Genomic DNA, 23,708 nt, shown 5'->3' with positions numbered 1-23,708 from the left:
AACAGCGTTCACGGTGAACGATGTTCACGCTAAGGATAGGGTGGCCCCCTGTCAAGCCGAGGGCGATCACCGAGCACCCGGTGCCGTCCGCGAGAAGAAGGGATCGCGCGCATGCTGCTGCGCCGGGCCAACGTCGTAGCCGGAGCCCTGGACCTCCTCGATGCCGAGGGACTCGGCGGCCTGACCATGCGCAAGCTCGGCATCGCACTCGACGTCCAAGCCGGCGCGCTCTACCGCCACTTCCCCAACAAGGAGGCGCTGCTGGACGCGATGGCCGACCAACTGCTGGAAGGGGTCGGCGCGCCGCTTCCGTCCGACCTGCCCTGGGTTGATCAGTTGGAGCTTCTGGGCGAGCGACTGCGCACAGCGCTGCTGAGCCGCCGCGACGGCGCCCGGATGGTCTCCGGAACGTTCGCCCCCGGACCGCACACGATGATCGCGAGCCGACGTGCGGCGCAGGTGCTTGCCGAGGCCGGGTTCCCGCCGGATCGCGCCTGGGAGATCACCTTCGCGGTGTTCTACTTCGTCCTCGGCCACACCATCGAGGAACAAGCCCAGTCCCGCATGCCGGCCGGTGACAACTGGACGGCACGCCTGGAGGCCGCCGGCCTGGACGCCCACGACCCGCTCGCAAGGGGACTGAAGACACTGGCTGCCGCCGACCCCGGCAGGCGGTTCTCCTACGGCCTGCGCGTCTTCCTCTCAGGGGTCCAGCAGCACGCACCCGAAGACGCAGCTGACCCGCACGAGGCACAGACCGCCCGCGATTCCTGATCTCTTCATCAACAGGGCAAGGGTCCTCTGACGCGGCACTAGCTCGTGGGGCCGGTGCCGGGAACCGAGGCCGTCCCCGCGCGCGGGGCCCCCGCGGCGACATGTACGCGGCGAGCAAGCGAGCGTCGTCCCCCCACGCGGGGGTGGTCCGCTGTCCGCGACCGTTCCGACCGCCGAGCACAGGTTGCCCCGTACGCGCGGAAATCCTTGCCGGATTTCTTGACTCGGTGGTGGCGGATGTGGCCGCCAACGGTCGTCCACTCGCCCTCGAAGAGGCGGTGGAGGTAGCGGACGGAGATGCGGTGGGCGCGGGCCACGGATTCGGGGGCGGACAAGTGCCGGTCGGTGCAGCGGTACACGGCGGCGCAGCAGGTGGGCACGGGCCGCGCCCGGGCGGTCGGCGGGCGCCTCGGTGTACGTGATCACCAGCCCGGCCGGCAGGTCCGCGACCGCTCCGCCCAAGACGTCGGCCGACGGGCGGGGCGACGCACGACGCGCGGTCGGCCAGGCGGGCCAGGAAAGCGGCCACCGGGGCCGCCGCTCCCCCGGCCGTCGGCAGGGCGCGCCCGGTCACCGATGCGAGCGTCGCCGACGGTACGTTCGGGACGTACCCGGGAAGCCGGAACAGCGGTGCCGCTGCTCCAAGAAGAACGGGTGCCGCAGGTCGGTCACGACCAGATCGCCCGGGAGCAGGGAAGGGGGCGCTGCGCCCGTCCTGTGTCAGGGCAATGGTTCCGTCCTGCTGGAGGGCGACGGCGGTTCCACCGGCGCGATCACGCGCGGCGAGCCGGGGCGTCCGGCTCAGCCGGACGCGGTCCGGCGCCAGTGACAGCACGCGCAGGTAGCCTAGGCGCCGTACGTCCAGGGTGCCGGTGCAGTCGTCCCCCTGGCGCGCTCATACCTGTACGGCGGCGGCCAGGGCATGCGCAGTCGCGTCCCGCTCGCGGCGAGCCGATCGGCACCGGCCGGGGCGGTTACCTCGTCGTCGTCAATGTGCACAAGTGACAGCTCGTTGGCGGGGATACCAGGCGGTCAGGGCCAGTGTCGGCGGCGGAGGCGACGGGATATTAGGTCCGTCGACTGCCCCCTCTACACGGGAGCGCATGGAGCCGTGTCGTGTGCACGTCGTCGGCACGTCAGTAGAGTGCGACGGTGACCTCCCCATCGGAAGACGCGTCGCCGCCGATCGGCGATGGAGACCGCGATACGGCCGTCCGGCGCCTGCAGGACGCGTACACCCAAGGTGTGATCTCCCACGAAGAGTTGGATGATCGCCTCCAGCAAGCGCTCACCGCCACGGTGCACAGTGAGCTCGCGTCGGCTCTCGCCTCGCTGCCGGAGGAGCACCCGGGCACCACATCGACGATCGCCGCCGCCGGCGGGCGGATCCGGCGGCGAGGCGCATGGCGGGTGCCCCGGGTCCTCAAAGTCGCGTCCGCCTACGGAACGGTCCGTCTGGATCTGTCGCGGGCGATCGTCGAGCATCCGGTCGTCGACATCGAGCTGCGGCTCGGGACCGGCGGGGCCCGGATCACCGTGCCTCGCGACGCGGTCGTCGACGTCGAGGGCCTGCAAACCGGCTGGAAGGACCTGCGCTACCGGGCTCCGCGGCATGCCCGCCCGGGCGGACCCAAGATACGCATCTCCGGGACCATGGGTTTCGGACGACTGCGGATCCGCCACGCTTGGCGTTGAGGCCCCACTCCGGTACCCCGTCCGGCCTGAGACACAGCGGCCCGCGACTCGACCGGCTCCTCTCGTCGAACGAAGGCGAAGGAAGCGACCGTGCGTTGCCCCCGTCGCGGCCCGGGTCCTCCCCATCCTTCCGCGAGTTGGCGCGGCACGACCAGACCGGGAGGACGGGCCGTGGCTTCTCGGACGACAACATCCGCGTCGCACGTCGGCGGCCCACCGAGGCCGCAGCGCCGGCCGAGGCATTGGACCGGCGGCAACGATGGTGGATACGGCCCGGTGGCCTCGCAGTGGCCGAAGGAGCGCCGACGCGACCGGCGTGTCCCGCACGGCCCACCGGGTCCGGGGTCCTGGCGGACATCCGGTGCTGTGAGCGGACGGATGCACCCGGTCCGACGGCGGTGAGAACCGCATGAGCGATCCCGGAGGCCGGGCAACCCGCGCACCGGGCGTGAGAGGGTCACGCCGTGTCCATCACGCTGCATGACTCCGACGGCGTGCACTCGCTGACCAGGGATGCCGGCGGTCTGATTGCCGACGCAGCAGCAACTGCCGTCGATCATGAGCCGAACGGGTACTTCTGGGCAGGTCTCGTGCGGTTTGCCTGGCCGTACACCGCTGAGCGCCTCGTTTTCGACAGCGAGGCCGGTTCGTTCTGCGCGGCCGGAAGTCCGAGCGACCTCGCGCGCCTCAAGGCCGCCGTTGAATCCGTCATCACGAGGCCAAGGCAGTGCGGGACATCGTTACGCTGCCGCGCGTCGAGTACGAACTCGCTCCGCCCGGGACGATGCTGATCGGTTCCATCCACATGCTGACCGAGCGGGCGAGGGGGAACGGCGACACGGCGCTCGACGCACTCGACGCCGGCCTCGGCCGGTCGGCCGACTGTCGGGGAGCCGCGGTGTACCCCGACGGCCTACCTCCCGGTACGAACAGCGACCGCCTGACACGCTGAGTGCAAGGGCGATGGCAAGGGCGGTGGTGACTCGGGGCGAAGGGCGGCGCGAAGGCGATGGCAGATGACGGATGATGCGGGGATGACCGCTGATCCCCGCGCCCGGTCGTTCGACACGGCCGCCGCCCAGTACGCGTCCGCCCGGCCCTCCTATCCGCCCGCCCTCTTGGACGCCGTCGAGGAACTCTCCGGGCGACGCCTCGTCGGCGCCCGCGTCGCCGACGTCGGGGCGGGTACCGGGATCGCCACCGCGTTGCTGTGCGCGAGAGGCGCCGAGGTGATCGCCGTCGAACCCGGTGCGGCCATGGCCCGGCAATGCCGAGAGGCGCTGCCCGGGGTGCCGGTCGTGCTCGGTGACGGCAACGCGCTGCCGCTGGTCGGCTCTTCCTTCGACCTCGTCACGTACGCGCAGTCCTGGCAGTGGACCCATCCGGCCCAGTCCGTCCCCGAGGCGCTGCGCGTCCTGCGTCCGGCCGGTGCGCTGGCCATCTGGTGGAACACCACCGCCTTCGACGTGCCGTGGATCCGCGCGCAGCGGGAGCGCATCGCGCGTGCCACGCGTGGGACCGCGCCGGCTCCCGCCACCCGGCCCGGTGACGAGGACGCCGTCCGGCTGGCCGGGCTGACCGGACTGCGGGTCGCACGGCGCCAGTTGCGCTGGAGCCGGACGGTCTCCCTCGACGTCCATCTCGGCAACATCGGCAGCCGGTCGGCGTTCCTCCTCCTGGACGAGGGGCGTCGGCGGGCGTTCTTCGCGGCCGAACGGGCGGTGCTGCGGGCAGCCTTCCCTGACGAGGTGGTCGAGGAGACGTACGTCGTCGACTTGCTGGTCGCCCTTCGTCCGTGAGTCCTTCCGGCGGCGGCCGACTCCGCGGGTCGGCGGCGCCCGGCTCTACGGGTTAAGGCGCCGTGCTGCACGGTCAGTTGTGTCATGCATCATGGCTGTCCGCCGGCGTTCTGGCGGGTGCGCCGAGGTGGAGCGCAGTGGCCGCGGCTTCGGGCTTCGTGGCATCCGGGCCGCGTTTCCGAGACGCGTGCCTTGTCCCGTCCCACCCGTCCCACCCGTCGGAACCGCCGGCACCCGCCGGTAACCACCGGCACCGCCAGGCACCGCCCAATCAGTTCTCGGGCACGTCTCACCTCTCCGCCCGTCGTGGAGGGGGAGTCCCACCCCTTCACCGTTTCCCGGGGTGCCGCCCCGGACCCCGGCATCGCGGCTTCGCCGCGAGGTCCTCAAACGCCGGACGGGCTGAAGTGCGCCCCCTCCCCGGCGCCACCACTGACCCACGCACCACCCGAACACCGGTCCGGGCCCTGCCGCATCCGCCGACACCTGCCGGGGCACGGTCCACAGGCCCGTAGAAAAAAGCTGAATCACCGCGTTTTCCGCCCGATATTCCCCTCCAGGCGCTGAAACTCCGCGCCTTTCGGCGGAAAACCGAATGTCAGCCCGAATGCGTACCGGCCATTGTGCGCGACTTCCGAACCCCGCAACGGGAGTTGACAGAGGGGACGAGTCGGTCCCACGAGACACCGGAGACGAGGACGTGCGGCGCTTCCGGGACCTCTGGGACGCGGGTCGCACAGCGATACGGGGCCCGCACCCCGCCGCCCCTGGCAGGGAACGGTGTACACATCCCTGGTCCCCTTCCTCGGGAGACCGGCCGCGGGGCAGATTTGGCGGCGCCGTACGGCATCTCTCACCGCCACACGACACCCCCACCCCCACGCCCACGTCCACGCAACACCCCTCACCCACAACCAACGGAAAGAGGCGGGCCATGCGCGGCGACATCACCTTCTCGACGAGCATCGACGAATTTCAGCAGCGGATCCGGACCTGGTACGACCAGAACCACGACAACTTCGCATCCTTGTACGACGACGCGATCAAGCACGTCGTACCCTGCCCGGAGAAAAAGAACTCCGAGGTCTATTACGACTGGCAGGGCGCGGACATCCGGCGCCTCTGCGACTTCTTCGGGGAATGGTACGACTGGAGGTCGGGGGTCGGGAACGGCCTCGACTACATCGAGAAGTTCAGCTGGATCAACTACCTGAACGACGCCGGCATGACCTTCGTGACCTCCGGTCCCGGCTACGCGATGACCGCCGACTTCACCCACCTGCAGGGCAGCCAGATGGACGACCCGCGATCCAGGGAACTCGTCGACTCATGGGTCCGGGAGCTCGGTTCGAAGCGCATGGACGACTACAAGGTCAGGGACTGGCCGAACTTCAACGAGTTCTTCGTCCGGGAGATCAAGGAGGACCGGCGCCCGATCGCCGCGAAGGACGACGACACGGTGGTCGTCGCCCCCGCCGACTGCGTCATCAATATGATCGTCGACGAACTGGGGCCACACACGGGGATTCCCGTCAAAACGGTGAGCATGAACGTCGGAAAACTGCTCGACCACTCCGAATACGCCGAGAAGTTCATCGGCGGCACGGCGGTGTCGTGCATCCTGATGCCCGACAGCTACCACTGGTACCACGCCCCGGTGGCCGGCGAGGTGGTGGCCGCCCGGGACGACATCGGCGGCTGCTACTACGGAATGCGGGACTTTCCCGGCCTGCTCGACAAGGGGAACGTCGGATACGGCTACGACTACTCGATGTTCGAGGACTTCCGCCGGGGATACGTCATCATCAAGACGCAGTACCAGAACGCCTACGGCGGTCCGGACGGGGAGGGATACGTCGGCCTCGTGCCCGTCGGCCTCAACTCGATCGCGTCCGTGAACTTCCTGCCGAAGTTCACCGAGCCCCGCGTGGAGCCGGTCAGGGTGGAAAAGGGCGAGCGGATCGGGAACTTCAAGTACGGCGGCTCGCTCAACATCCTCCTCTTCGAAAAGGGGCGGTTCCCCGCACTTCAATTGCTCCAGGGGCAGCGCATCGGCGTCCTGGAGCCGCGGGAGCGGACGGAGAAGCTGTTCACCGACGCGTTCCGCACCCGCTCCCGGCGCGTCCGCCCGTTCTCCCCCTGACCCGGCGCGAGCCCTCCCCGCAAGCCGGGCGAGGCGCCGCGGGGGCCGGGCCGGGGAGGCTGTGCCGCGTACGGGAAAAGGAGATGCGCCGCCCCGGGCCCGCCGGTTACCGTTCACCACATGTCGACGCCCCGAATTTCCTAGCTCAGGACCCGCTTCCGCACCAGAAGTCCGTCCTTGAGCTTATTCGGAGCGTCACCTCATGCTTACCGTTCGCGGTGTCGAGCTGCGCGCGGCCGCGCGGCTGCTGCTGTCCGACATCTCCTTCACCGTCTCCCCCGGCGACCGCATCGGCCTGGTCGGCCGCAACGGCGCGGGGAAGACCACCCTGATGACCGTCCTCGCCGGCCGCGCGCGGCCCGCCGCCGGGAGCGTGCTGGCCACCGGGCCGGTCGGTTTCCTCGCCCAGGACTCCCGGGCCGCCGATCCGGAGGCGACCGTCACCGACCGGATCCTGTCCGCGCGCGGCCTCGACCGTGCCCTGAGCGCGCTGCGGGACGCGGAGGCCGCGATGTCCGCCTCCGCCACGTCCTCCGTCGCATCCTCCTCCGTGGCATCCGTCCCAGCCTCCGCATCCGCCGAACTGGACCGGGCCATGCGGGCGTACGCCCGCGCCGAGGCCGCCTTCCAGGCCGGCGGCGGGTACGCGGCCGAGGCGGAGGCGGCCCGGGTGGCGGCCGGGCTCGGGCTGCCCGACGAGGCGCTGGGCCGGCCGGTCGGCACCCTGTCGGGCGGGCAGCGGCGCCGGGTGGAGCTGGCCCGGATCCTGTTCGCCGGCCACGACGGCACCCTGCTGCTCGACGAGCCGACCAACCACCTCGACGCCGACTCCGCCGCCTGGCTGCGCGACTTCCTCCGCGACCATCAGGGCGGCCTGGTGGTGATCAGCCACGACACACGGCTGCTGGACGCCGTCGTCAACCGCGTGTTCCACCTCGACCCCGGCCGGGCGACGATCGACGTCCACAACACCGGCTGGGGCACGTACCTGGCCCAGCGGGCGGCCGACGAACGGCGCCGCGCCCGGGAGCGGGCCAACGCCGAGCGGAAGGCCGCCGCCCTGCACGCGCAGGCGGACCGGATGAAGGCCAGGTCCGCCACCGCCGTGACGGCCCGGAGCATGAGCCGGCGGGCCGACCGCATGCTCGCCGGGCTGGAGCCGGCCCGGCGGGTGGAGAAGACCGCCCGGATCCGGCTGCCCGAACCGGAGCCGTGCGGCCGGGTGCCGCTCGGCGCGATCAGTCTGACCAAGTCCTACGGCGGCCGGCCCGTCCTCGACGGGGTCGACCTCGCCGTGGACCGGGGCAGCCGCCTGGTGGTCCTCGGGCTCAACGGCGCGGGCAAGACGACGCTGCTGCGCGTCCTGGCCGGCGAGGTGGCGCCCGACGCGGGCCGGGTGGTGCGCGGACACGGGCTGCGGCTGGGCTACTTCGCCCAGGAACACGACACCCTCGACCCCGCCCGCACGGTCCTCCACCACCTGGCGACCACCGCGCCGCACCTGACGGACGGCGAACTCCGGTCCGTACTCGGGGCGTTCCTGTTCACCGGGGACGACGCGGACAAACCCGTCGGGGTGCTGTCCGGCGGGGAGAAGACCCGTCTGGCGCTGGCCGGACTGGTCCACTCCGGCGCCAACGTGCTGCTGCTGGACGAGCCGACCAACAACCTCGACCCCGCCTCCCGCGGCGAGGTCCTGGCCGCGGTCGGCTCCTACCCGGGCGCGGTCGTCATGGTCACCCACGACGAGGGCGCCATCGACGCCCTCCGCCCCGACCGCGTCCTGCTGCTGCCGGACGCGGACGAGGACTTGTGGAGCGAGGAGTACCGGGAGCTGGTCGCCCTGTCCTGAAGGTCCGGGGCGGCCCGCCCCCTCCGGGCCGTCCCGCCCGCCCACGATGCGGCCCACGACGATCACGTACGAGTGGCGCGGTGACTTCGCCGACACGGCCGCCGACGCACTCCACGCGGAGGCGTTCGGCCACCCGAGGACGCCCCTCGGTCTCCGGGCGCGGGTGCGCCGCCACAGCCTCGGCTGGGTCTGCGCCCACCGGGACGGCAGGCTCGTGGGGTTCGTCAACGTCGCCTGGGACGGCGGCGCCCACGCCTTCCTCCTCGACACGATGGTCACCGGGGACCAGCGCCGGGCCGGCGTCGGGGCCGAACTCGTGGCGACGGCCGTGCGCGGTGCCCGCGCGGCGGACTGCGTGTGGCCGCACGTCGACTTCGACGAGCACCTGCGCCCGTTCCACCTCGACGCCTGCTGCTTCACGGCGACGGAGGCCGGGCTCGTCGCACTGCGCTGAACGGCCCGTGCCGGAGCGGGAGTCCGGCTCCCGCCCCGGCAGGCACCCCGCCCGTCACGCCCCCACGTACTCCGCCAGGTGCTCCCCCGTCAGCGTCGAACGCGCGGCGACGAGGTCCGCGGGCGTGCCCTCGAAGACGATCCGGCCGCCGTCGTGGCCCGCGCCGGGGCCCAGGTCGATGATCCAGTCGGCGTGGGCCATGACGGCCTGGTGGTGTTCGACGACGATGACGGACGCGCCGGAGTCGACGAGCCGGTCGAGCAGCGCGAGCAGCTGCTCGACGTCGGCGAGGTGGAGGCCGGCGGTCGGCTCGTCGAGGACGTACACGGACGGGCCGCCGCTCTTCTCCGCCAGGTGCGTGGCGAGCTTCAGCCGCTGCCGCTCGCCGCCGGAGAGGGTGGTGAGCGGCTGGCCGAGGGTGAGGTAGCCGAGGCCGACGTCGGAGAGGCGGCGCAGGATGCGGTGCGCGGCCGGGGTGCGGGCGTCGCCCGCGGCGAAGAACTCCTCGGCCTCGGTCACCGGCATGGCCAGCACCTCGCTGATGTCCCGGCCGCCGAGGCGGTATTCGAGCACCGACGCGTCGAACCGCTTGCCGTCGCAGTCCTCGCAGGTGGCGGCGGTGCCGGCCATCATCGCCAGGTCGGTGAAGACGACTCCGGCGCCGCCGCAGGCGGGGCAGGCGCCCTCCGAATTGGCGCTGAACAGCGCGGGTTTGACGCCGTTGGCCTTGGCGAACGCCTTGCGGACCGGTTCGAGCAGCCCGGTGTACGTCGCCGGGTTGCTCCGCCGGGAGCCGCGGATCGGGGCCTGGTCGACGGAGACGACGCCCGCGCCCGCCGGGATCGAGCCGTGCACCAGCGAGCTCTTGCCCGACCCGGCGACGCCGGTGACGGCGACGAGCACGCCGAGCGGGATGTCGACGTCGACGCCGCGCAGGTTGTGTGCCGTCGCCCCGCGCACGGGCAGCGTGCCGGTGGGTTCGCGCACGGTCTTCTTGAGGCCGACCCGGTCGTCGAGGTGCCGGCCGGTGAGGGTGCCGGCGGTCCGCAGCCCCGCCACCGTCCCCTCGTAGCAGATCGTGCCGCCCTCCGCGCCGGCGCCGGGGCCGAGGTCGACGACGTGGTCGGCGATCGCGATCACCTCGGGCTTGTGCTCCACCACGAGCACCGTGTTGCCCTTGTCCCGGAGCCGCAGCAGCAGGCCGTTCATCCGGGCGATGTCGTGCGGGTGCAGGCCGATGGTCGGCTCGTCGAAGACGTAGGTGACGTCGGTGAGCGACGAGCCGAGGTGGCGGACCATCTTGACGCGCTGCGCCTCGCCGCCGGACAGCGTGCCGGCCGGCCGGTCCAGCGAGAGGTAGCCGAGGCCGATCTCCACGAACGAGTCGAGGCTGTGGGCGAGTTTGCCGAGCAGCGGCGCCACCGACGGCTCGTCGAGGCCGCGTACCCAGTCGGCCAGGTCGCTGACCTGCATCGCGCAGGCGTCGGCGATCCCGATCCCCTGGATCTTCGAGGACCGGGCCGCCGCGTTGAGCCGGGTGCCGTCGCAGTCCGGACAGGTGGTGAAGGTGACCGCGCGGTCCACGAATTCCCGGATGTGCGGCTGCATCGCCTCCCGGTCCTTGGCCAGCATCGACTTCCGGATGCGCGGGAGGAGGCCCTCGTAGGTCATGTTGATGCCCGCGATCTTCATCCTGGTCGGCTCGCGGTGCAGCAGGTCGTACCGTTCCTTCTCGGTGAACTCGCGGACCGGCTTGTCCGGGTCGTAGAGCCCGGACTCGGTGTAGAGGCGGTGGTTCCAGCCGCCCGCCTTGTAGCCGGGGACGGCGAGCGCGCCCTCGGCGAGGGACTTGGTGTCGTCGAGGAGCTGCGCGACGTCGAGATCGGTGACGCTGCCCCGGCCCTCGCAGCGCGCGCACATGCCGCCGGTGCGGGAGAAGGTGACCTTCTCGGCCTTCTTCGTGCCGCGGTCGACGGTGATCGCGCCGCTCGCCCGGACGGACGGGGTGTTGAAGGCGAACGCGCCGGGCGGGCCGACGTGCGGCTGCCCGAGGCGGCTGAAGAGGATCCGCAGCATCGCGTTGACGTCGGTGGCGGTGCCCACCGTGGAACGCGGGTCGGCGCCCATCGGCTGCTGGTCGACGATGATCGCGGTGGTCAGCCCCTCCAGGACGTCCACCTCGGGCCGGGCCAGGGTCGGCATGAAGCCCTGGACGAAGGCGCTGTAGGTTTCGTTGATCAGCCGCTGCGACTCGGCGGCGATCGTGTCGAACACCAGCGAGCTCTTGCCCGAGCCGGAGACTCCGGTGAACACGGTCAGCCGGCGCTTGGGAATCTCGACGGCGACGTCCTTGAGGTTGTTCTCGCGCGCGCCGTGCACCCGGATCAGGTCGTGGACGTCGGCGACGTGCGGGGAGGACGGGGGCGGGGTCGTGCTCGTGGCCTTGCTCATCGTTTCTCCATCCGTGAGGCGGGGCCCGTCCGCGTCCGGTGCCGCCCGGCGGAACGGCGGCGGGCCCGGCGGGCGCGCCCTGGTCCGGGGCGTGCGGAACACAGGGCTCGCGGCCGTACCCGCGGGCGGGGCGGGACGCGGTGGCCGGCTGGGTGGACAGGGGTGTACGGACGTGCGGTACGGGCGGGGCCTCCGGCCGGGTGCGGCACCGGCGGGGCGGGGCGAAGGCGGGAGCGGACTCGCGCCCGGGCCGTCGGGGCCCGCGGCGCATCCCGGTGCTCCCGGCCGCGGGCCCGACAATACTCCCCGCCGCCCCGCTTGGGGTCACCTCTCACATCACCTCGGCCACAGGCACCACAGTGGTTATGAGACGCGGGTTCGGGCGGGCGTCCGGCCGGCGGGGCGGTGTCCGACCCCCGTGCCATCCTGGACGGCGTGACCCTGGAAGACCTGGCGAGGCTGCGCCGCGCCCGCGACACGATCGACCGCGACTACGCGCTGCCCCTGGACGTACCGGCGCTGGCGGCCGTCGCCCTCATGTCGCCCGGCCATTTCTCCCGCAGCTTCCGCGCCGCCTTCGGCGAGACGCCGTACAGCTACCTGATGACCCGCCGTGTCGAACGGGCGAAGGCGCTGCTGCGGCGAGGCGACCTGAGCGTGACGGAGGTCTGCTTCGCGGTCGGCTGCACCTCGCTCGGGTCGTTCAGCTCCCGCTTCACCGAGCTGGTCGGCGAGAGCCCGAGCGCGTACCGGGGGCGGGCCCACGAGGCGGGCGCCGCGATACCGGCGTGCGTCGCCAAGATCCTCACCCGGCCGCTCCGGTACGGCGACCCGGCCAGGGAGCCGGTCAGCGAACCGGTCAGGGAGCCGGTCAGCGAACCGGTCAGGGAACCGGTCAGGATCGGAGAAGCGCGATCGGCCGCGGCCTCGTAGCGTCGAGGGCATGGACATCAAGCTTTCCCAGTGCTTCATCGCCGTCGACGACCACGACAAAGCCCTCGCCTTCTACCGCGACGCCCTCGGACTGGAGGTGCGCAACGACGTCGGTTTCGAGGGGATGCGCTGGGTGACCGTCGGGTCGCCCGCGCAGCCGGACGTGGAGATCGTCCTCGAACCGCCGGCCGCCAACCCCAACGCCTCCCCCGCCGACCGCCAGGCCATGGCGGAGCTCCTGGCCAAGGGCATGCTGCGCGGCGTGATCTTCTCCACCGACGACTGCGACGCCACCTTCGAGCGCATCCGCGCCACCGGCGCCGACGTCCTCCAGGAGCCCATCGACCAGCCCTACGGCGTCCGCGACTGCGCCTTCCGCGACCCGGCGGGCAACATGCTGCGCTTCACACAGGCGCGGAAGGACCGCTGAGGGCGGGGGCGAAGGACCGCTGAGGGCGGGAGCGGAGGGCGGGGGCGGGGCGCCGACGGCCTGGGGCCGGGGGCGTGGCGCTCGGGGCGTGCCGCTCGGGGGCGTGGCGCTCAGGGCGTGCCGCTCGGGGCGCGACGGCCGCCGGACCGTGCGGGCGCGGACCGTCCAGGGTCGGACCGTGCGAGCGCGGACCGTGCGCCCGCGGAACCCACGGCCGTAGGCCCCCCGGGCGCGGATTCACGCCCGTGGGCCCCGCCGGCGCGGGTTTCGCCGCCGCCGGTCCTACGCCCGCGTGATCCGGTCGCGCAGCCAGGACGCGATGTGGTCGCGCGCCGTCCCGGCCAGGGCCGTGGGGTGGCCCGTGAAGCCGTGGGGTGCCTCCGGGTAGACCCGGAGGTCGACGTCGTTGCCGGCTGCCGACAGCCGGCCCGCCAGCGCCAGGTTGTCTTCCAGCAGCACGTCCTCGGCGCCGACGACCAGCAGCGTCGGGGGCAGCCCGCCGAGGTCGCCGTACAAGGGCGAGAGGTCGGGGACGGTGCGGTCCGCCACGTGTCCGGCGTACGCCCGGAGGAAGTACTCGTCCGCGATGCGGCGGCCGGCCGGGGTCCGCGCGCTCAGGTCGTAGGTGCCGAACCGGAGCGCGGCGCCGGTGAACCGGCCGACGGCGCCCCGGTCCCGCAGCCGGAGGAGGGTGACCAGGGCGAGGGTCGCGCCGGCGGAGCTCCCGCCGATGGCCAGCCGGGACGTTCCGAAGCGGGCGCCGGCTTCCTCGACGAGCCAGAGCGCCGCCGCCTCGCAGTCGTCGGGCGCCGCCGGCCAGGGGTGTTCGGGGGCCAGCCGGTAGTCGACGCTGACGACGGCGACGCCCAGGGCGTCCGCGAGCTCACGGTTGCGCACGTCTCCGTGCGCCGCCGAGTCCATGTAGAAGCCGCCGCCGTGGATGTCCAGGTAGACGCCGCGCGGCGGACCGCCGGACGGCATGAGGATCCGCACGGGGACGCGCACCCCCGCGGCCCCGGCCGTCTCCTCGGCGGCGGGCGGTTCGGCGGCGCGCGGGGCGGGCCTCCGCGCCCGTACCTCCCGGAGCTCCTCCCACGAGCCGGGGCCGCGGCCGGCCGGTCGCGTCCGGTAGAACTCCCGGGCTTCTCCGACCTGCTCCGCGGGTACCTCGGCGAACAGTGCTTCCAGCGCGAATCGCACGCGCCCTCCTCATCGCTCGGGGACAATCGGGGTCACTCGGGGTCACTCGGGGTCACTCGGGGTCACTCGGGGTCTCGGCTCGGCCGTACGCTACCTCCGGCCCGCGCCGCCCGGTCCGGCAGCCCGCGGCTCACACCCCCGCCCCGTGGATCGCCGTGGACCTCCCCGTCAGCGGGAGCCCCGTGGCGCCGTGCCGGGCCGCGATGATCTCGGCGGCGATGGAGAGGGCCGTCTCCTCGGGGGTGCGGCCGCCCAGGTCGAGGCCGATGGGGGCGCGGAGGCGGGACAACTCGGCGTCCGTGACGCCCGCTTCGCGGAGGCGCCGGACGCGGTCGGCGTGGGTACGGACCGAGCCCATGGCGCCGATGAAGGCGGCCGGGAGGCGGAGGGCGACCCGGAGCAGCGGCACGTCGAACTTGGCGTCGTGGGTGAGGACGCACAGCGCCGTGCGAGCGTCGGTGGACGTGCGGCGGAGGTAGCGGTGCGGCCAGTCGACCACGACCTCGTCCGCCTCCGGGAAGCGGGCCGCCGTGGTGAAGACCGGTCGCGCGTCGCAGACGGTGACGTGGTAGCCGAGGAACTTGCCGACGCGGACCAGCGCCGCCGTGAAGTCGACCGCGCCGAAGACGATCAGGCGCGGCGGTTCGAGGCCGGACTCGACGAGGAGCGTCACGTCGCCGCCGGGGCAGAGCGTGCCGTCCGGGGAGAGTTCGACGGTGCCGGTGCGGCCCGCGCCGAGCAGGGCGTGGGCCTGGGCCGCGGCGGCGCGGTCGAGCTCCGGCGGGCCGCCGAGGCCGCCCTCGTGCGTGCCGTCGGGGCGGACGAGCAGGGCGCCGGACCGGAGGGCGGCCGGGCCCCGGGCGACGCGGGCCAAGGCCACCGGCTCGCCGCGGGCGGCGGCCGTCAGGGCGCGGGCGAGGACGGCGCGCCCGGGGGCGGCCGCCGGGTAGGGGGCGACCAGCACCTCCAGCGTCCCGCCGCAGGTCAGGCCGACGGCGAACGCGTCGTCGTCGCTGTATCCGAAGCTCTCCCGCAGCACCGTCCCGTCCCGCAGCGCCTGGACGCACAGGTCGTACACCGCCGCCTCGACGCACCCCCCGGAGACGGAGCCGACGGCCCGGCCGCCGTCGTCGACGGCCAGGGCGGCGCCGGGGCCGCGCGGGGCGCTGCCGGTGACGGAGACGACGGTGGCGACGGCGAAGCCGCGGCCCTCGGCGGCCCAGGCGGCCAGGTCGTCAGCGATGTCCAGCACGGTCCTCCTCCACGGGCGCGGCGGACACGGGCGCGGCGGGCACAGGTGCCGCGGCGCCGGTCAGGACGCGGTCGGGGCGGATCGGCAGGTCGCGGTGGCGGACGCCGGTCGCGTGCCAGACGGCGTTGGCGACGGCCGCCGCGGAGCCGACCGTCCCGATCTCGCCGATGCCCTTGATGCCGACCGGGTCGTCCGGATCCGGGTCGTCCAGCCAGTCGACCTCGATGGCGGGGACGTCCGCGTGGGCCGCGACGTGGTAGCCGGCGAGGTCCGCGTTGACGAGGCCGCCGGTGGCGGTGTCGCGGACGGCCTCCTCGTGCAGGGCCATGGACAGGCCCCAGACCATGCCGCCGGTGAGCTGGTTGCGGGCGGTGAGCGGGTTGACGATCCGCCCGGCGGCGAAGACGCCGAGCATCCGGCGGACGCGGATCTCGCCGCTGCCCGGGTCGACGGCGACCTCCGCGAACTGGGCTCCGTAGGCGTGCCGTTCGTACGCGGCGAGGGCCCGGACCGCCTCCTCCGTGCTGGCGCGGACGGTGAGGCCGCCGGGCGGGATGTCGGCCCGGGGGTGAGGCGTTCGCGCAGGTCGTGTGCTGCGAGGCGGACGGCCCAGCCCCAGGAGCGGGTGCCCATGGAGCCGCCGGCGACCCACGCGTCGCCGAAGTCGCTGTCGGCGATGAGGACGCGGACCCGGTCCGGGCCCACCTCCAGTGCGTCGGCGGCGAGTTGGGTGAGGGCGGTGCGGGCCCCGGTGCCGATGTCGGCGGCGGCGATGCGGACGGTGAAGGTGCCGTCGGGGTGCGCCGTCGCGGTGGCGGTCGCCGGGAAGGCGCCGGTGAAGAAGGACGACGCCGCCGTGCCGGTGCCGACGAGCCAGCGGCCGTCGCGGCGGACGCCCGGCCGCGGGTCGCGCCCGGCCCAGCCGAACCGGCGGGCGCCCTCGGTGAAGCAGTCGGTCAGCCGGCGCCCGGCGAAGGGCAGTCCGGAGACGGGACCGGCGGCGGGCTCGTTGCGGGCACGCAGCACGATCGGGTCCAGGCCGCAGCGCTCGGCCAGTTCGTCGAGGGCGCACTCCAGCGCGAACGATCCGGGGGCCTCGCCGGGCGCCCGCATGTAGGTGGGCGTGGGGATGTCCAGGGGCAGCACCCGGTGGACGGTGCGGTGGCCGCTCGCGTCGTACATGGACCGCCCGTAGGCGGCGCTCGGCTCGACGAACTCGCGCACGGTGGACGTCGCGCTGAACGCGGTGTGCTCCAGGGCGCGCAGCCGGCCGTCCGGGCCGGCGCCCAGCCGGACGCGCTGGAGGGTGGCGCTGCGGTGGCCGATCAGCGAGAACATCTGCTGCCGGGTGAGCGCGACCCGGACCGGCCGGCCGAGCACGGTCGCCGCCATCGCCGCGAGGACGACGTGCGGACGCGCCTGCGCCTTGCTGCCGAATCCGCCGCCCACGTGCTCGGACCGCAGCCGCACCACCTCCGGTTCGAGGCCGAGGAGCTGCGCGAGGTCCCGGGCGGTCGCGTACGCGCCCTGGCTGGAGTCGACGACCTCCAGCCGCCCGTCGTCCCACCGCGCCATGGCCGCGTGCGGCTCCATCGGGTTGTGGTGTTCCTCGGGGGTGGTGTACCAGGCGTCCAGCACGGTGTCGGACGCGGCGAGTTCGGCCTCCACGTCGCCCTTGTCGGTGCTGCCCGGTCCCATGGCCGTGGTCTCGGGCGGGTAGCTGTCCGGGTGGTCGGGGCGGAGGCGTACGTCGTGCGGCTCGGTGTCGTACGTGACGACGAGCGCCTCCGCGGCCTCCCTGGCCTGCTCGGGCGTCTCGGCGACGACGCAGGCGACGGGCCAGCCCATGTGCGGTACCCGGTCGTGCTGGAGGATCCGCGCGGTGGCGTCGGGCCCGAACGTGCCGACGAAGTCCTCTTTGAGGCGCGGCGCGTTGCCGTGGTGCAGGACGGTGAGGACGCCGGGCAGCGCCAGGACGGCGGCGGCGTCGACGGTACGGATCCGGCCGCGCGCCACGGTGGACAGCACGATCCAGCCGTGGGCGAGGCCGTCGGCGGGGTGGTCGGCGGCGTAGCGGGCGGCGCCGGTGACCTTGTCGCGTCCTTCGAGGCGGAGGTGCGACGCGCCTACGGCGGGGGCCGGGCGGGAGGTGGGGGTGTTCGTCGCCGTGGTCATCGGGCGGCCGCCTCCTCGGCGAGTTCGGTCAGGGTGCGGACGGTCAGGTGGCGCAGCAGCGGGAGTTTGTGGCCGTTGTGCGGGAGGGGCCGGGCGGCGGCCAGTTCGGCGTCGGCCGCCGCGGCGAACGCGGCGGCGTCGGCCGGGGCCCCGGCCAGGGCGCGTTCCGCCCGGCGGGCGCGCCAGGGGTGGGAGGCGACCGCGCCGAAGGCGAGCCGCGCCTCGTGGACGACGCCGTCGCGGACGTCGAGGGCGGCGGCGAGCGAGCCGGTCGCGAAGGCGTACGACGCGCGGTCGCGCACCTTGCGGTAGCGGGACGGGCCGGGTGGCGCGGGCGGCAGGACGACGCCGGTGACCAGCGCGCCGGGCGGCAGCGCGGTCTCCTCGTGCGGGGTGCTGCCCACCGGCCGGTAGAACGCCGGGAGGGGCAGTTCGCCGGGCCCGTCGGCGGTCTCGTAGGTGACGACCGCGTCGAAGGCGGCCAGGGCGACGGCCATGTCGGACGGGTGGACGGCGACGCAGTGCGCGGAGGCGCCGAGGACGGCGTGGTTGCGGTGGTCGCCGGTGAGAGCGGCGCAACCGCTGCCCGGTGTCCGCTTGTTGCAGGCCGTGGCGCCCGCGGCGCCGCCGGTGAAGTAGCCGCAGCGGGTGCGCTGGAGCAGGTTGCCGCCGACGGTCGCCATGTTGCGCAGCTGCCCGGAGGCGCCGGCGAGGACGGCCTGCGTCAACGCCGGGTAGTGGCTTCTCACTTCGGGGTGGGCGGCCAGGTCGCTGTTGGTGACCGTCGCGCCGACGCGCAGGCCCCCGTCGGTGGTGGCCTCGATCCGGTCGAGGGGGAGGTCGCGCAGGTCGACGAGGAGCGCGGGCCGCTCGACGCCGGTCTTCATCAGGTCGACGAGGTTGGTGCCGCCGCCGAGCGGCCGGGCCTCCGGGTCGGCGGCGAGGAGGGCGAGCGCGTCGGCCGTGTCGGCGGCGCGGTGGTAGCGGAACTCCCTCATGCGCCCACCGCCCCGGCCGGCGCCTGCGCCTGCGTGTGTGTCTGCGCCGAGCGCTCGTCCGCGGCCCGGGCGACGGCGCGGACGATCGTCGGGTACGCGCCGCAGCGGCACAGGTTGCCGCTCATCCGCTCCCGGATCTCGGCGTCGGTGAGGTCGGGTGGGCCGGCCTCCGGGCGGACGTCGTCGGTGGCGGCGCTGGGCCAGCCGGCCGCGTGCTCGTCGAGGACGGCGAGGGCCGAGCAGATCTGCCCGGGGGTGCAGTAACCGCACTGGTAGCCGTCGAGTTTGAGGAACGCCTGCTGGACGGGGTGCAGCCGCTCGCCGTCGGCGACGCCCTCGATGGTGGTGATCGCGCGGCCCTCGGCGGCGACGGCGAGCTGGAGGCAGGCCACGGCGCGGCGCCCGTCGAGCAGCACGGTGCAGGCGCCGCACTGGCCTTGGTCGCAGCCCTTCTTGGTGCCGGTCAGGGCGAGGCGCTCGCGCAGGGCGTCGAGGAGGGTGGTGCGGTGGTCGACGGTGAGGGTGTGGGGTTCTCCGTTGACGTGCAGGGTGATGACGCTGGACGTCGGTGCGGTCATGGGGGCCCTTTTCGACACGACGGTTTCGGTACGACGGTTCTGCGGAGCGGTTTTCGGGCGGTGGTCGCCACATGACGGCGCCGGCACGGCGGTCGGCGCCGGCGGATCCCGGAAGCGGCCGGTCCGATGGACCATCGGCCGTTCCGACGGCCGTTCCGACCACTAAAGTGTGCTGTACGTGGACAGTTGTTCCCGCCGATGCGTAGCGGACAACTGTCCGGATATCCGAACCTAGCCGACGGCCGTCGGGCGGGCAAGGGTTTTGAGGGCGCACCAGGACATGGGAAGCGACGGACAGAGGGCGAGGAAGCGCGTGCGGACGACGGTGCCACAGCAGGACGGCGAACCCCCGCCCCGGCGCTCGGGCGACCGCCGCCCGGACGCCCGCCGCGCGGACGCCCGGCGCAACCGCGAGCGCATCCTGGCCGCCGCACTGGCCGAGTTGACGCACTCCCCCGCCGTCGCGCTCAGCACGATCGCGCGGCGGGCGGGCGTCGGCCAGGGCACGCTCTACCGCAACTTCCCCGACCGCGAGGCGCTCATCCTGGAGGTCTACCGCTTCGAGGTGCAGCAGGTCCACGACGCCGCGCGCCACCTCCTCGCGACCCGGCCGCCCGACCGGGCCCTGCGCGAGTGGCTCGACCGGCTGGCCCGGTACGCGGCGGCGAAGGCGGGCCTGGCCGACGCGATGCGCGAGGCCACCCGCGCCCCCGCCACCCCGGCCCGCTGGGGCCACGCCCCGATCACCGCGGCCGTCGAACTCCTCCTGGAGGCCAACGAGAAGGCCGGCACCATCCGCCCGGGGTGACCCCCGACGACCTCCTCCTCGCCATCGCCGGCCTCTGGCACATCGGCGCCCGCGCCGACGCCGGCGAACGCGTCCGGCGCCTCTTCGACCTCGTCACGGACGGCCTGCGGGCGGGCGCGCCCGGGCCGCCCGCCGAACGGACGTGACGGGCCGGAACGGTCACCCCGCCGGAGCGGGCGCGGTCTTCCTACGAGCCCGGTAGGCGGCGGCCTTGATCCTGTCGCCGCAGGACTCCATGCCGCGCCACTGCCGGCGCCGGCCGCGCGAGCGGTCGATGTACACGCGGGTGCACAACGGACTTCCGGACGGCTCGCGGAAAGCGGCCATCCCGGAGTTCACGCTGCGCCGGGGACGCTTCCCTCGGGCGTGGTACGAGCGGACGGCCGAAACGCCGGACGGACAGCGTTCGGCGCGCTGAGGTCCGTCCCTGAAGCCCCGAGGGGCGCCGGTTGGGTCGGCGCCCCTCGGTCACCGCTGCGCGAGTGCCGGTCCAGCGCTGCGCGGACGCCGCCCCCGGTCACCGCTCCGTGGTGCAGTTGCCCTGGACGGTCACCCAGATATTGCTGTCGGGCGTGGTGCCGCTGGCCACCACACCCCAGGGGTAGCAGTTGTGCGGGAGCTTCTGGTTCGCGTTCGCCCGGGCACCGTCCAGCGAGCCGGCTACCCCGGTGACGTAGACGTAGTAGGTGGACGAGCCCGCCGTCACCGCTCCCCGGGCCGGCGCCGCGGTGGCTGCCGACGCCGGGGCGGCCGGCGCCACTCCGGCCAGCAGGGCCGCCGCGACCGCGGCGAGTCCGGCCGTCGCAAACTTTCCGTTCACGGAATCCTCCAAGTTTCGCACGGTGCACGGGAGTCGGGCCGTATGCGAGGAATCTAGGGCAACCTCGCGCGTCACAACAGTGGTTGCACCTTGTGCAAACACGTTTCGTAACTGCCGCCCCAGAGCGGCTGAAACCCCAGCCCGTACCGCGCGCACCCCGTGCCGCACCCCTGCGGCACGGGGGCTCCGCCCCCGCGGGTCCGTCCTCCCCGGGCCCGCGCCGCCGGCGTCGACGACGGCCTCGTCGACCTCATGACGCGCCGCAACCCGCTCCGCTTCCTCACCGGCGCGGAACCCCTCGCTCCCCGGCCGTCCCGCCTCCCCCGTCCCCCGCGTGACCACGGCAGCCGCGCCCGCACGGGCACCTCCCCGCGCCGGGGCGCCCGGCGGCGGCCGCGCGACGGCCCCTCCGGGCCGTCGCCCCTCCCCGCACCCGTCCCGCCCCACGTGTCCCACCTCACCCTTCGCATCACGAACTCCCTTCCGTCCCAACCCCGCACCCTCTAGGCTGACAAGTGCAGCTGGTTCGCCCCGCCCGCCAGACGGGAGCGTCGCAAGAGGGAACCCGGTGGGAATCCGGGACTGCCCCGCAGCGGTGAGCGGGAACGACCGCCGTCATACGCACTGGGCCCGACGCACGGGCCCGGGAAGCGACGGCCAGTAGGTGCCTCGTACGGAATCCGACGGATTCCGTACACAACGGGGCGCGCCCGCGAGTCCGAAGACCTGCCCGCTGCCCGCGCGCGAACCACTCGTGCGTGGACATCCCGGTGACCTCGAGGGCGGGTCGGCGTACATACCAGGCGGACGACCGCGCCGTGCCGCGCGCGCTCGGCCCGTCCGGTTCCGTCACCCTTCGCGCTCTCGTCCCGTCCCGGGATCTCAGGGATCCATCTCGCGAAGGAGATCTCCGTGACCGCCAAGTCCGCAGCCGCGGCAGCACGCGCCACCGTGTACGGCTACCCCCGCCAGGGCCGGAACCGTGAACTCAAGAAGGCGATCGAGGGCTACTGGAAGGGCCGGGTGACGGCCGACGCCCTGCGCGCCACCGCCGCCGGCCTGCGCCGGGACACCTGGGAGCAGTTGGCCGCGGCCGGCCTCCACGAGGTGCCCACCGGCGACTTCTCGTACTACGACCACGTCCTCGACACCACCGTCATGGTCGGCGCGGTCCCCGCGCGCCACCGGGAAGCCGTCGAGGCGGACGCCCTGGCCGGGTACTTCGCGATGGCGCGCGGTACGCAGGACGTGGCGCCGCTGGAGATGACCAAGTGGTTCGACACCAACTACCACTACCTGGTGCCGGAACTGGGCCCGGACACGGTGTTCCGTACCGACTCGGCCAAGCAGGTCGCGGAGTTGAAGGAGGCCCTCGCCCTCGGTCTGGCCGCCGCCCGGCCCGTCCTCGTCGGACCCGTCACCTACCTGCTGCTCGCCAAGCCCGCGCCGGGCGTGGATCCGGACTTCGTCCCGCTCACCCTGCTGGACCGCCTGCTGCCGGTGTACGCGGAGGTGCTGGCCGACCTGCGGGCGGCCGGCGCCGAGTGGGTGCAGCTGGACGAGCCCGCCCTGGTGCAGGACCGCACCCCGGCCGAACTCAACGCCGCCGAGCGCGCCTACCGCGAGCTCGGCGCGCTGCCCGACCGGCCGAAGCTGCTGGTCGCCTCGTACTTCGACCGGCTCGGCGAGGCCCTGCCCGTCCTCGCCAAGGCGCCGGTGGACGGGCTCGCCCTGGACTTCACCGAGGCCGCCGCCGCCAACCTCGACGACCTCGCCGCCGTCGGCGGGCTGCCCGGCAAGCGCCTGGTCGCCGGTGTCGTCAACGGCCGCAACATCTGGGTGAACGACCTGGAGAAATCCCTCGCCACCCTGGGCACGCTGCTCGGCCTGGCGGAGCGGGTGGACGTGGCCGCGTCCTCGTCCCTGCTGCACGTCCCCCTCGACGCCGCCATGGAGCGCGACATCGCGCCGCAGATCCTGCGCTGGCTGGCCTTCGCGCAGCAGAAGACGCGCGAGATCGTCACGCTCGCCAAGGGCCTCGCCCAGGGCACCGACACCATCGCCGCCGAACTGGCTGCCAACCGGGCCGACCTGGCGTCCCGCGCGGCCTCGCCGATCACCCACGACCCGGCCGCCCGCGCCCGCGCCGCCGCCGTCACGGCCGCCGACGCCCGCCGCTCCCTGCCGTACGCCGAGCGCGCCGGCGCGCAGCGCGCCCGCCTCGGCCTGCCGCTGCTGCCGACCACGACCATCGGCTCCTTCCCGCAGACCAGCGAACTCCGCGCCGCCCGCGCCGACCTGCGAGCGGGCCGGATCGACACGGCCGGTTACGAGGAGCGCATCAGGGCCGAGATCCAGGAGGTGATCTCCTTCCAGGAGAAGACCGGCCTGGACGTCCTGGTACACGGCGAGCCCGAACGCAACGACATGGTCCAGTACTTCGCCGAGCGGCTGACGGGCTATCTCGCCACGCAGCACGGCTGGGTGCAGTCGTACGGCACCCGCTACGTCCGCCCGCCGGTCCTGGCCGGCGACATCTCGCGGCCGGAGCCGATGACGGTGCGCTGGACGACGTACGCCCAGTCGCTCACCGGCCGTCCCGTCAAGGGCATGCTCACCGGGCCGGTCACCATGCTCGCCTGGTCGTTCGTCCGCGACGACCAGCCGCTCGCCGACACCGCCCGGCAGGTCGCCCTCGCCCTGCGCGACGAGGTGAACGACCTGGAGGCGGCGGGCACTTCGGTCGTCCAGGTCGACGAGCCGGCCCTGCGCGAGACGCTGCCGCTGCGGGCGGCGGACCGCCCGGCGTACCTGGGGTGGGCTACCGAGGCGTTCCGGCTCACCACCGGCGGGGTACGGCCGGACACCCAGATCCACACGCACATGTGCTACGCCGAGTTCGGGGACGTCGTCCAGGCCATCGACGACCTCGACGCCGACGTCATCAGCCTGGAGGCGGCCCGCTCGCACATGCAGGTCGCGCGCGAACTGGCCGCGCACGGCTACCCGCGCGAGGCCGGGCCCGGGGTGTACGACATCCACTCGCCGCGCGTACCGGGCGCGGAGGAGGCGGCGGAGCTGCTGCGCGCCGGACTGAAGGCGATCCCGGGGAGCGGCTGTGGGTCAACCCGGACTGCGGGCTGAAGACCCGCGGCTGGCCGGAGACCCGGGCGTCGCTGGAGAACCTGGTGACGGCGGCCCGGACCGTCCGCGGGGAGCTGTCCGGGAGCTGAGGCGGGCCGACGGGCCCGCCGGACCGCACGCGGGTGCGGTCCGGCGGGCGGGTTCGGGTCGACGGGCGTGTGCCGTCCGGTGAGCGGGTTCGCTCCGGCGGACCGATGCCGTC

16 protein-coding genes, 4 pseudogenes and 1 riboswitch are annotated in these 23,708 nt (G+C 73.7%); of the genes and pseudogenes, 12 read left to right on the top strand and 8 right to left on the bottom strand.

Annotation, left to right across the window (positions count from 1 at the left end):
• Positions 1–111: 111 nt before the first annotated feature.
• The 8 genes from ACQEVS_RS28615 to ACQEVS_RS28580 all read left to right on the top strand — a co-directional run bounded on the left by ACQEVS_RS28615 (position 112) and on the right by ACQEVS_RS28580 (position 8,717).
• Positions 112–774 carry a TetR/AcrR family transcriptional regulator C-terminal domain-containing protein gene (locus ACQEVS_RS28615; RefSeq protein WP_433025048.1) on the top strand — a complete coding sequence of 221 codons (663 nt, stop codon included), beginning with the start codon at positions 112–114 and terminating at the stop codon, positions 772–774.
• Between the two features lie 1,152 nt (positions 775–1,926).
• Positions 1,927–2,469, top strand: coding sequence for a DUF1707 SHOCT-like domain-containing protein (locus tag ACQEVS_RS28610; RefSeq protein WP_433025045.1), 543 nt, complete (start codon positions 1,927–1,929; stop codon positions 2,467–2,469).
• 464 nt (positions 2,470–2,933) lie between these two features.
• On the top strand, positions 2,934–3,260 hold the full coding sequence (locus ACQEVS_RS28605; protein ID WP_433025042.1) for an Imm51 family immunity protein: 327 nt from the start codon (positions 2,934–2,936) through the stop codon (positions 3,258–3,260).
• Positions 3,197–3,421 carry a hypothetical protein gene (locus ACQEVS_RS28600; protein WP_433028202.1) on the top strand — a complete coding sequence of 75 codons (225 nt, stop codon included), beginning with the start codon at positions 3,197–3,199 and terminating at the stop codon, positions 3,419–3,421. The genes ACQEVS_RS28605 and ACQEVS_RS28600 overlap by 64 nt, the downstream gene beginning before the upstream one ends.
• An 82-nt stretch (positions 3,422–3,503) precedes the next feature.
• A complete protein-coding gene (locus ACQEVS_RS28595) occupies positions 3,504–4,268 on the top strand; it encodes a class I SAM-dependent methyltransferase (RefSeq protein ID WP_433025039.1) in 765 nt (254 codons plus the stop codon).
• 934 nt (positions 4,269–5,202) lie between these two features.
• A complete protein-coding gene (locus tag ACQEVS_RS28590) occupies positions 5,203–6,411 on the top strand; it encodes a phosphatidylserine decarboxylase (RefSeq protein WP_433025036.1) in 1,209 nt (402 codons plus the stop codon).
• Between the two features lie 202 nt (positions 6,412–6,613).
• Entirely contained in the window at positions 6,614–8,263 is a 1,650-nt protein-coding gene (locus ACQEVS_RS28585) for an ABC-F family ATP-binding cassette domain-containing protein (RefSeq protein WP_433025033.1), read from the top strand.
• 46 nt (positions 8,264–8,309) lie between these two features.
• Positions 8,310–8,717, top strand: coding sequence for a GNAT family N-acetyltransferase (locus tag ACQEVS_RS28580; RefSeq protein WP_433025030.1), 408 nt, complete (start codon positions 8,310–8,312; stop codon positions 8,715–8,717).
• 54 nt (positions 8,718–8,771) lie between these two features.
• Here the strand turns inward: ACQEVS_RS28580 and ACQEVS_RS28575 are convergent, their stop codons facing one another.
• A complete protein-coding gene (locus ACQEVS_RS28575; protein WP_433025027.1) occupies positions 8,772–11,168 on the bottom strand; it encodes an ATP-binding cassette domain-containing protein in 2,397 nt (798 codons plus the stop codon).
• Positions 11,169–11,594: 426 nt separating this feature from the next.
• Between ACQEVS_RS28575 and ACQEVS_RS28570 the strand changes: the two genes are divergently transcribed.
• The gene (locus ACQEVS_RS28570) at positions 11,595–12,101 is read left to right on the top strand and encodes a helix-turn-helix transcriptional regulator (RefSeq protein WP_433027979.1); all 507 of its coding nucleotides are present in this window, start codon (positions 11,595–11,597) and stop codon (positions 12,099–12,101) included.
• A 10-nt stretch (positions 12,102–12,111) separates the two neighbouring features.
• A complete protein-coding gene (locus ACQEVS_RS28565; protein WP_433025024.1) occupies positions 12,112–12,531 on the top strand; it encodes a VOC family protein in 420 nt (139 codons plus the stop codon).
• Positions 12,532–12,813: 282 nt separating this feature from the next.
• Here the strand turns inward: ACQEVS_RS28565 and ACQEVS_RS28560 are convergent, their stop codons facing one another.
• From ACQEVS_RS28560 to ACQEVS_RS28540, 5 genes and pseudogenes are all read right to left on the bottom strand, one after another.
• Positions 12,814–13,731 carry an alpha/beta hydrolase gene (locus tag ACQEVS_RS28560; protein WP_433025021.1) on the bottom strand — a complete coding sequence of 306 codons (918 nt, stop codon included), beginning with the start codon at positions 13,729–13,731 and terminating at the stop codon, positions 12,814–12,816.
• Between the two features lie 130 nt (positions 13,732–13,861).
• Positions 13,862–14,983, bottom strand: coding sequence for an XdhC family protein (locus ACQEVS_RS28555; protein ID WP_433025018.1), 1,122 nt, complete (start codon positions 14,981–14,983; stop codon positions 13,862–13,864).
• Positions 14,967–17,158 (bottom strand): annotated as a pseudogene (locus ACQEVS_RS28550) (xanthine dehydrogenase family protein molybdopterin-binding subunit). The gene ACQEVS_RS28555 and the pseudogene ACQEVS_RS28550 overlap by 17 nt, the downstream one beginning before the upstream one ends.
• Entirely contained in the window at positions 17,155–18,156 is a 1,002-nt protein-coding gene (locus ACQEVS_RS28545; protein ID WP_433025015.1) for an FAD binding domain-containing protein, read from the bottom strand. The pseudogene ACQEVS_RS28550 and the gene ACQEVS_RS28545 overlap by 4 nt, the downstream one beginning before the upstream one ends.
• The gene (locus tag ACQEVS_RS28540) at positions 18,153–18,734 is read right to left on the bottom strand and encodes a (2Fe-2S)-binding protein (protein ID WP_433025012.1); all 582 of its coding nucleotides are present in this window, start codon (positions 18,732–18,734) and stop codon (positions 18,153–18,155) included. Before ACQEVS_RS28540 ends, ACQEVS_RS28545 begins: the two co-directional genes overlap by 4 nt.
• Positions 18,735–19,047: 313 nt before the next feature.
• Here ACQEVS_RS28540 and ACQEVS_RS28535 point away from each other — a divergent pair.
• Positions 19,048–19,688: pseudogene (locus tag ACQEVS_RS28535) on the top strand (TetR/AcrR family transcriptional regulator).
• A gap of 13 nt (positions 19,689–19,701) precedes the next feature.
• Here the strand turns inward: ACQEVS_RS28535 and ACQEVS_RS28530 are convergent.
• Positions 19,702–19,845 (bottom strand): annotated as a pseudogene (locus ACQEVS_RS28530) (CGNR zinc finger domain-containing protein); the annotation flags it as partial.
• A gap of 214 nt (positions 19,846–20,059) precedes the next feature.
• Entirely contained in the window at positions 20,060–20,362 is a 303-nt protein-coding gene (locus tag ACQEVS_RS28525; protein WP_433025009.1) for a hypothetical protein, read from the bottom strand.
• A gap of 505 nt (positions 20,363–20,867) precedes the next feature.
• Positions 20,868–21,110, top strand: a riboswitch (cobalamin riboswitch).
• 164 nt (positions 21,111–21,274) lie between these two features.
• On the opposite strand from ACQEVS_RS28525, the pseudogene metE reads away from it, so the two are divergent.
• Positions 21,275–23,595, top strand: a pseudogene (gene metE / locus ACQEVS_RS28520) (5-methyltetrahydropteroyltriglutamate--homocysteine S-methyltransferase).
• Positions 23,596–23,708 lie beyond the last annotated feature (113 nt).

The organism is Streptomyces sp. CA-181903 (assembly GCF_050937075.1).
Taxonomy (GTDB): Bacteria; Actinomycetota; Actinomycetes; order Streptomycetales; family Streptomycetaceae; genus Streptomyces.
Note: the sequence above shows the minus strand (reverse complement) of the source record. Positions and strands in the feature narration are given on the sequence as shown.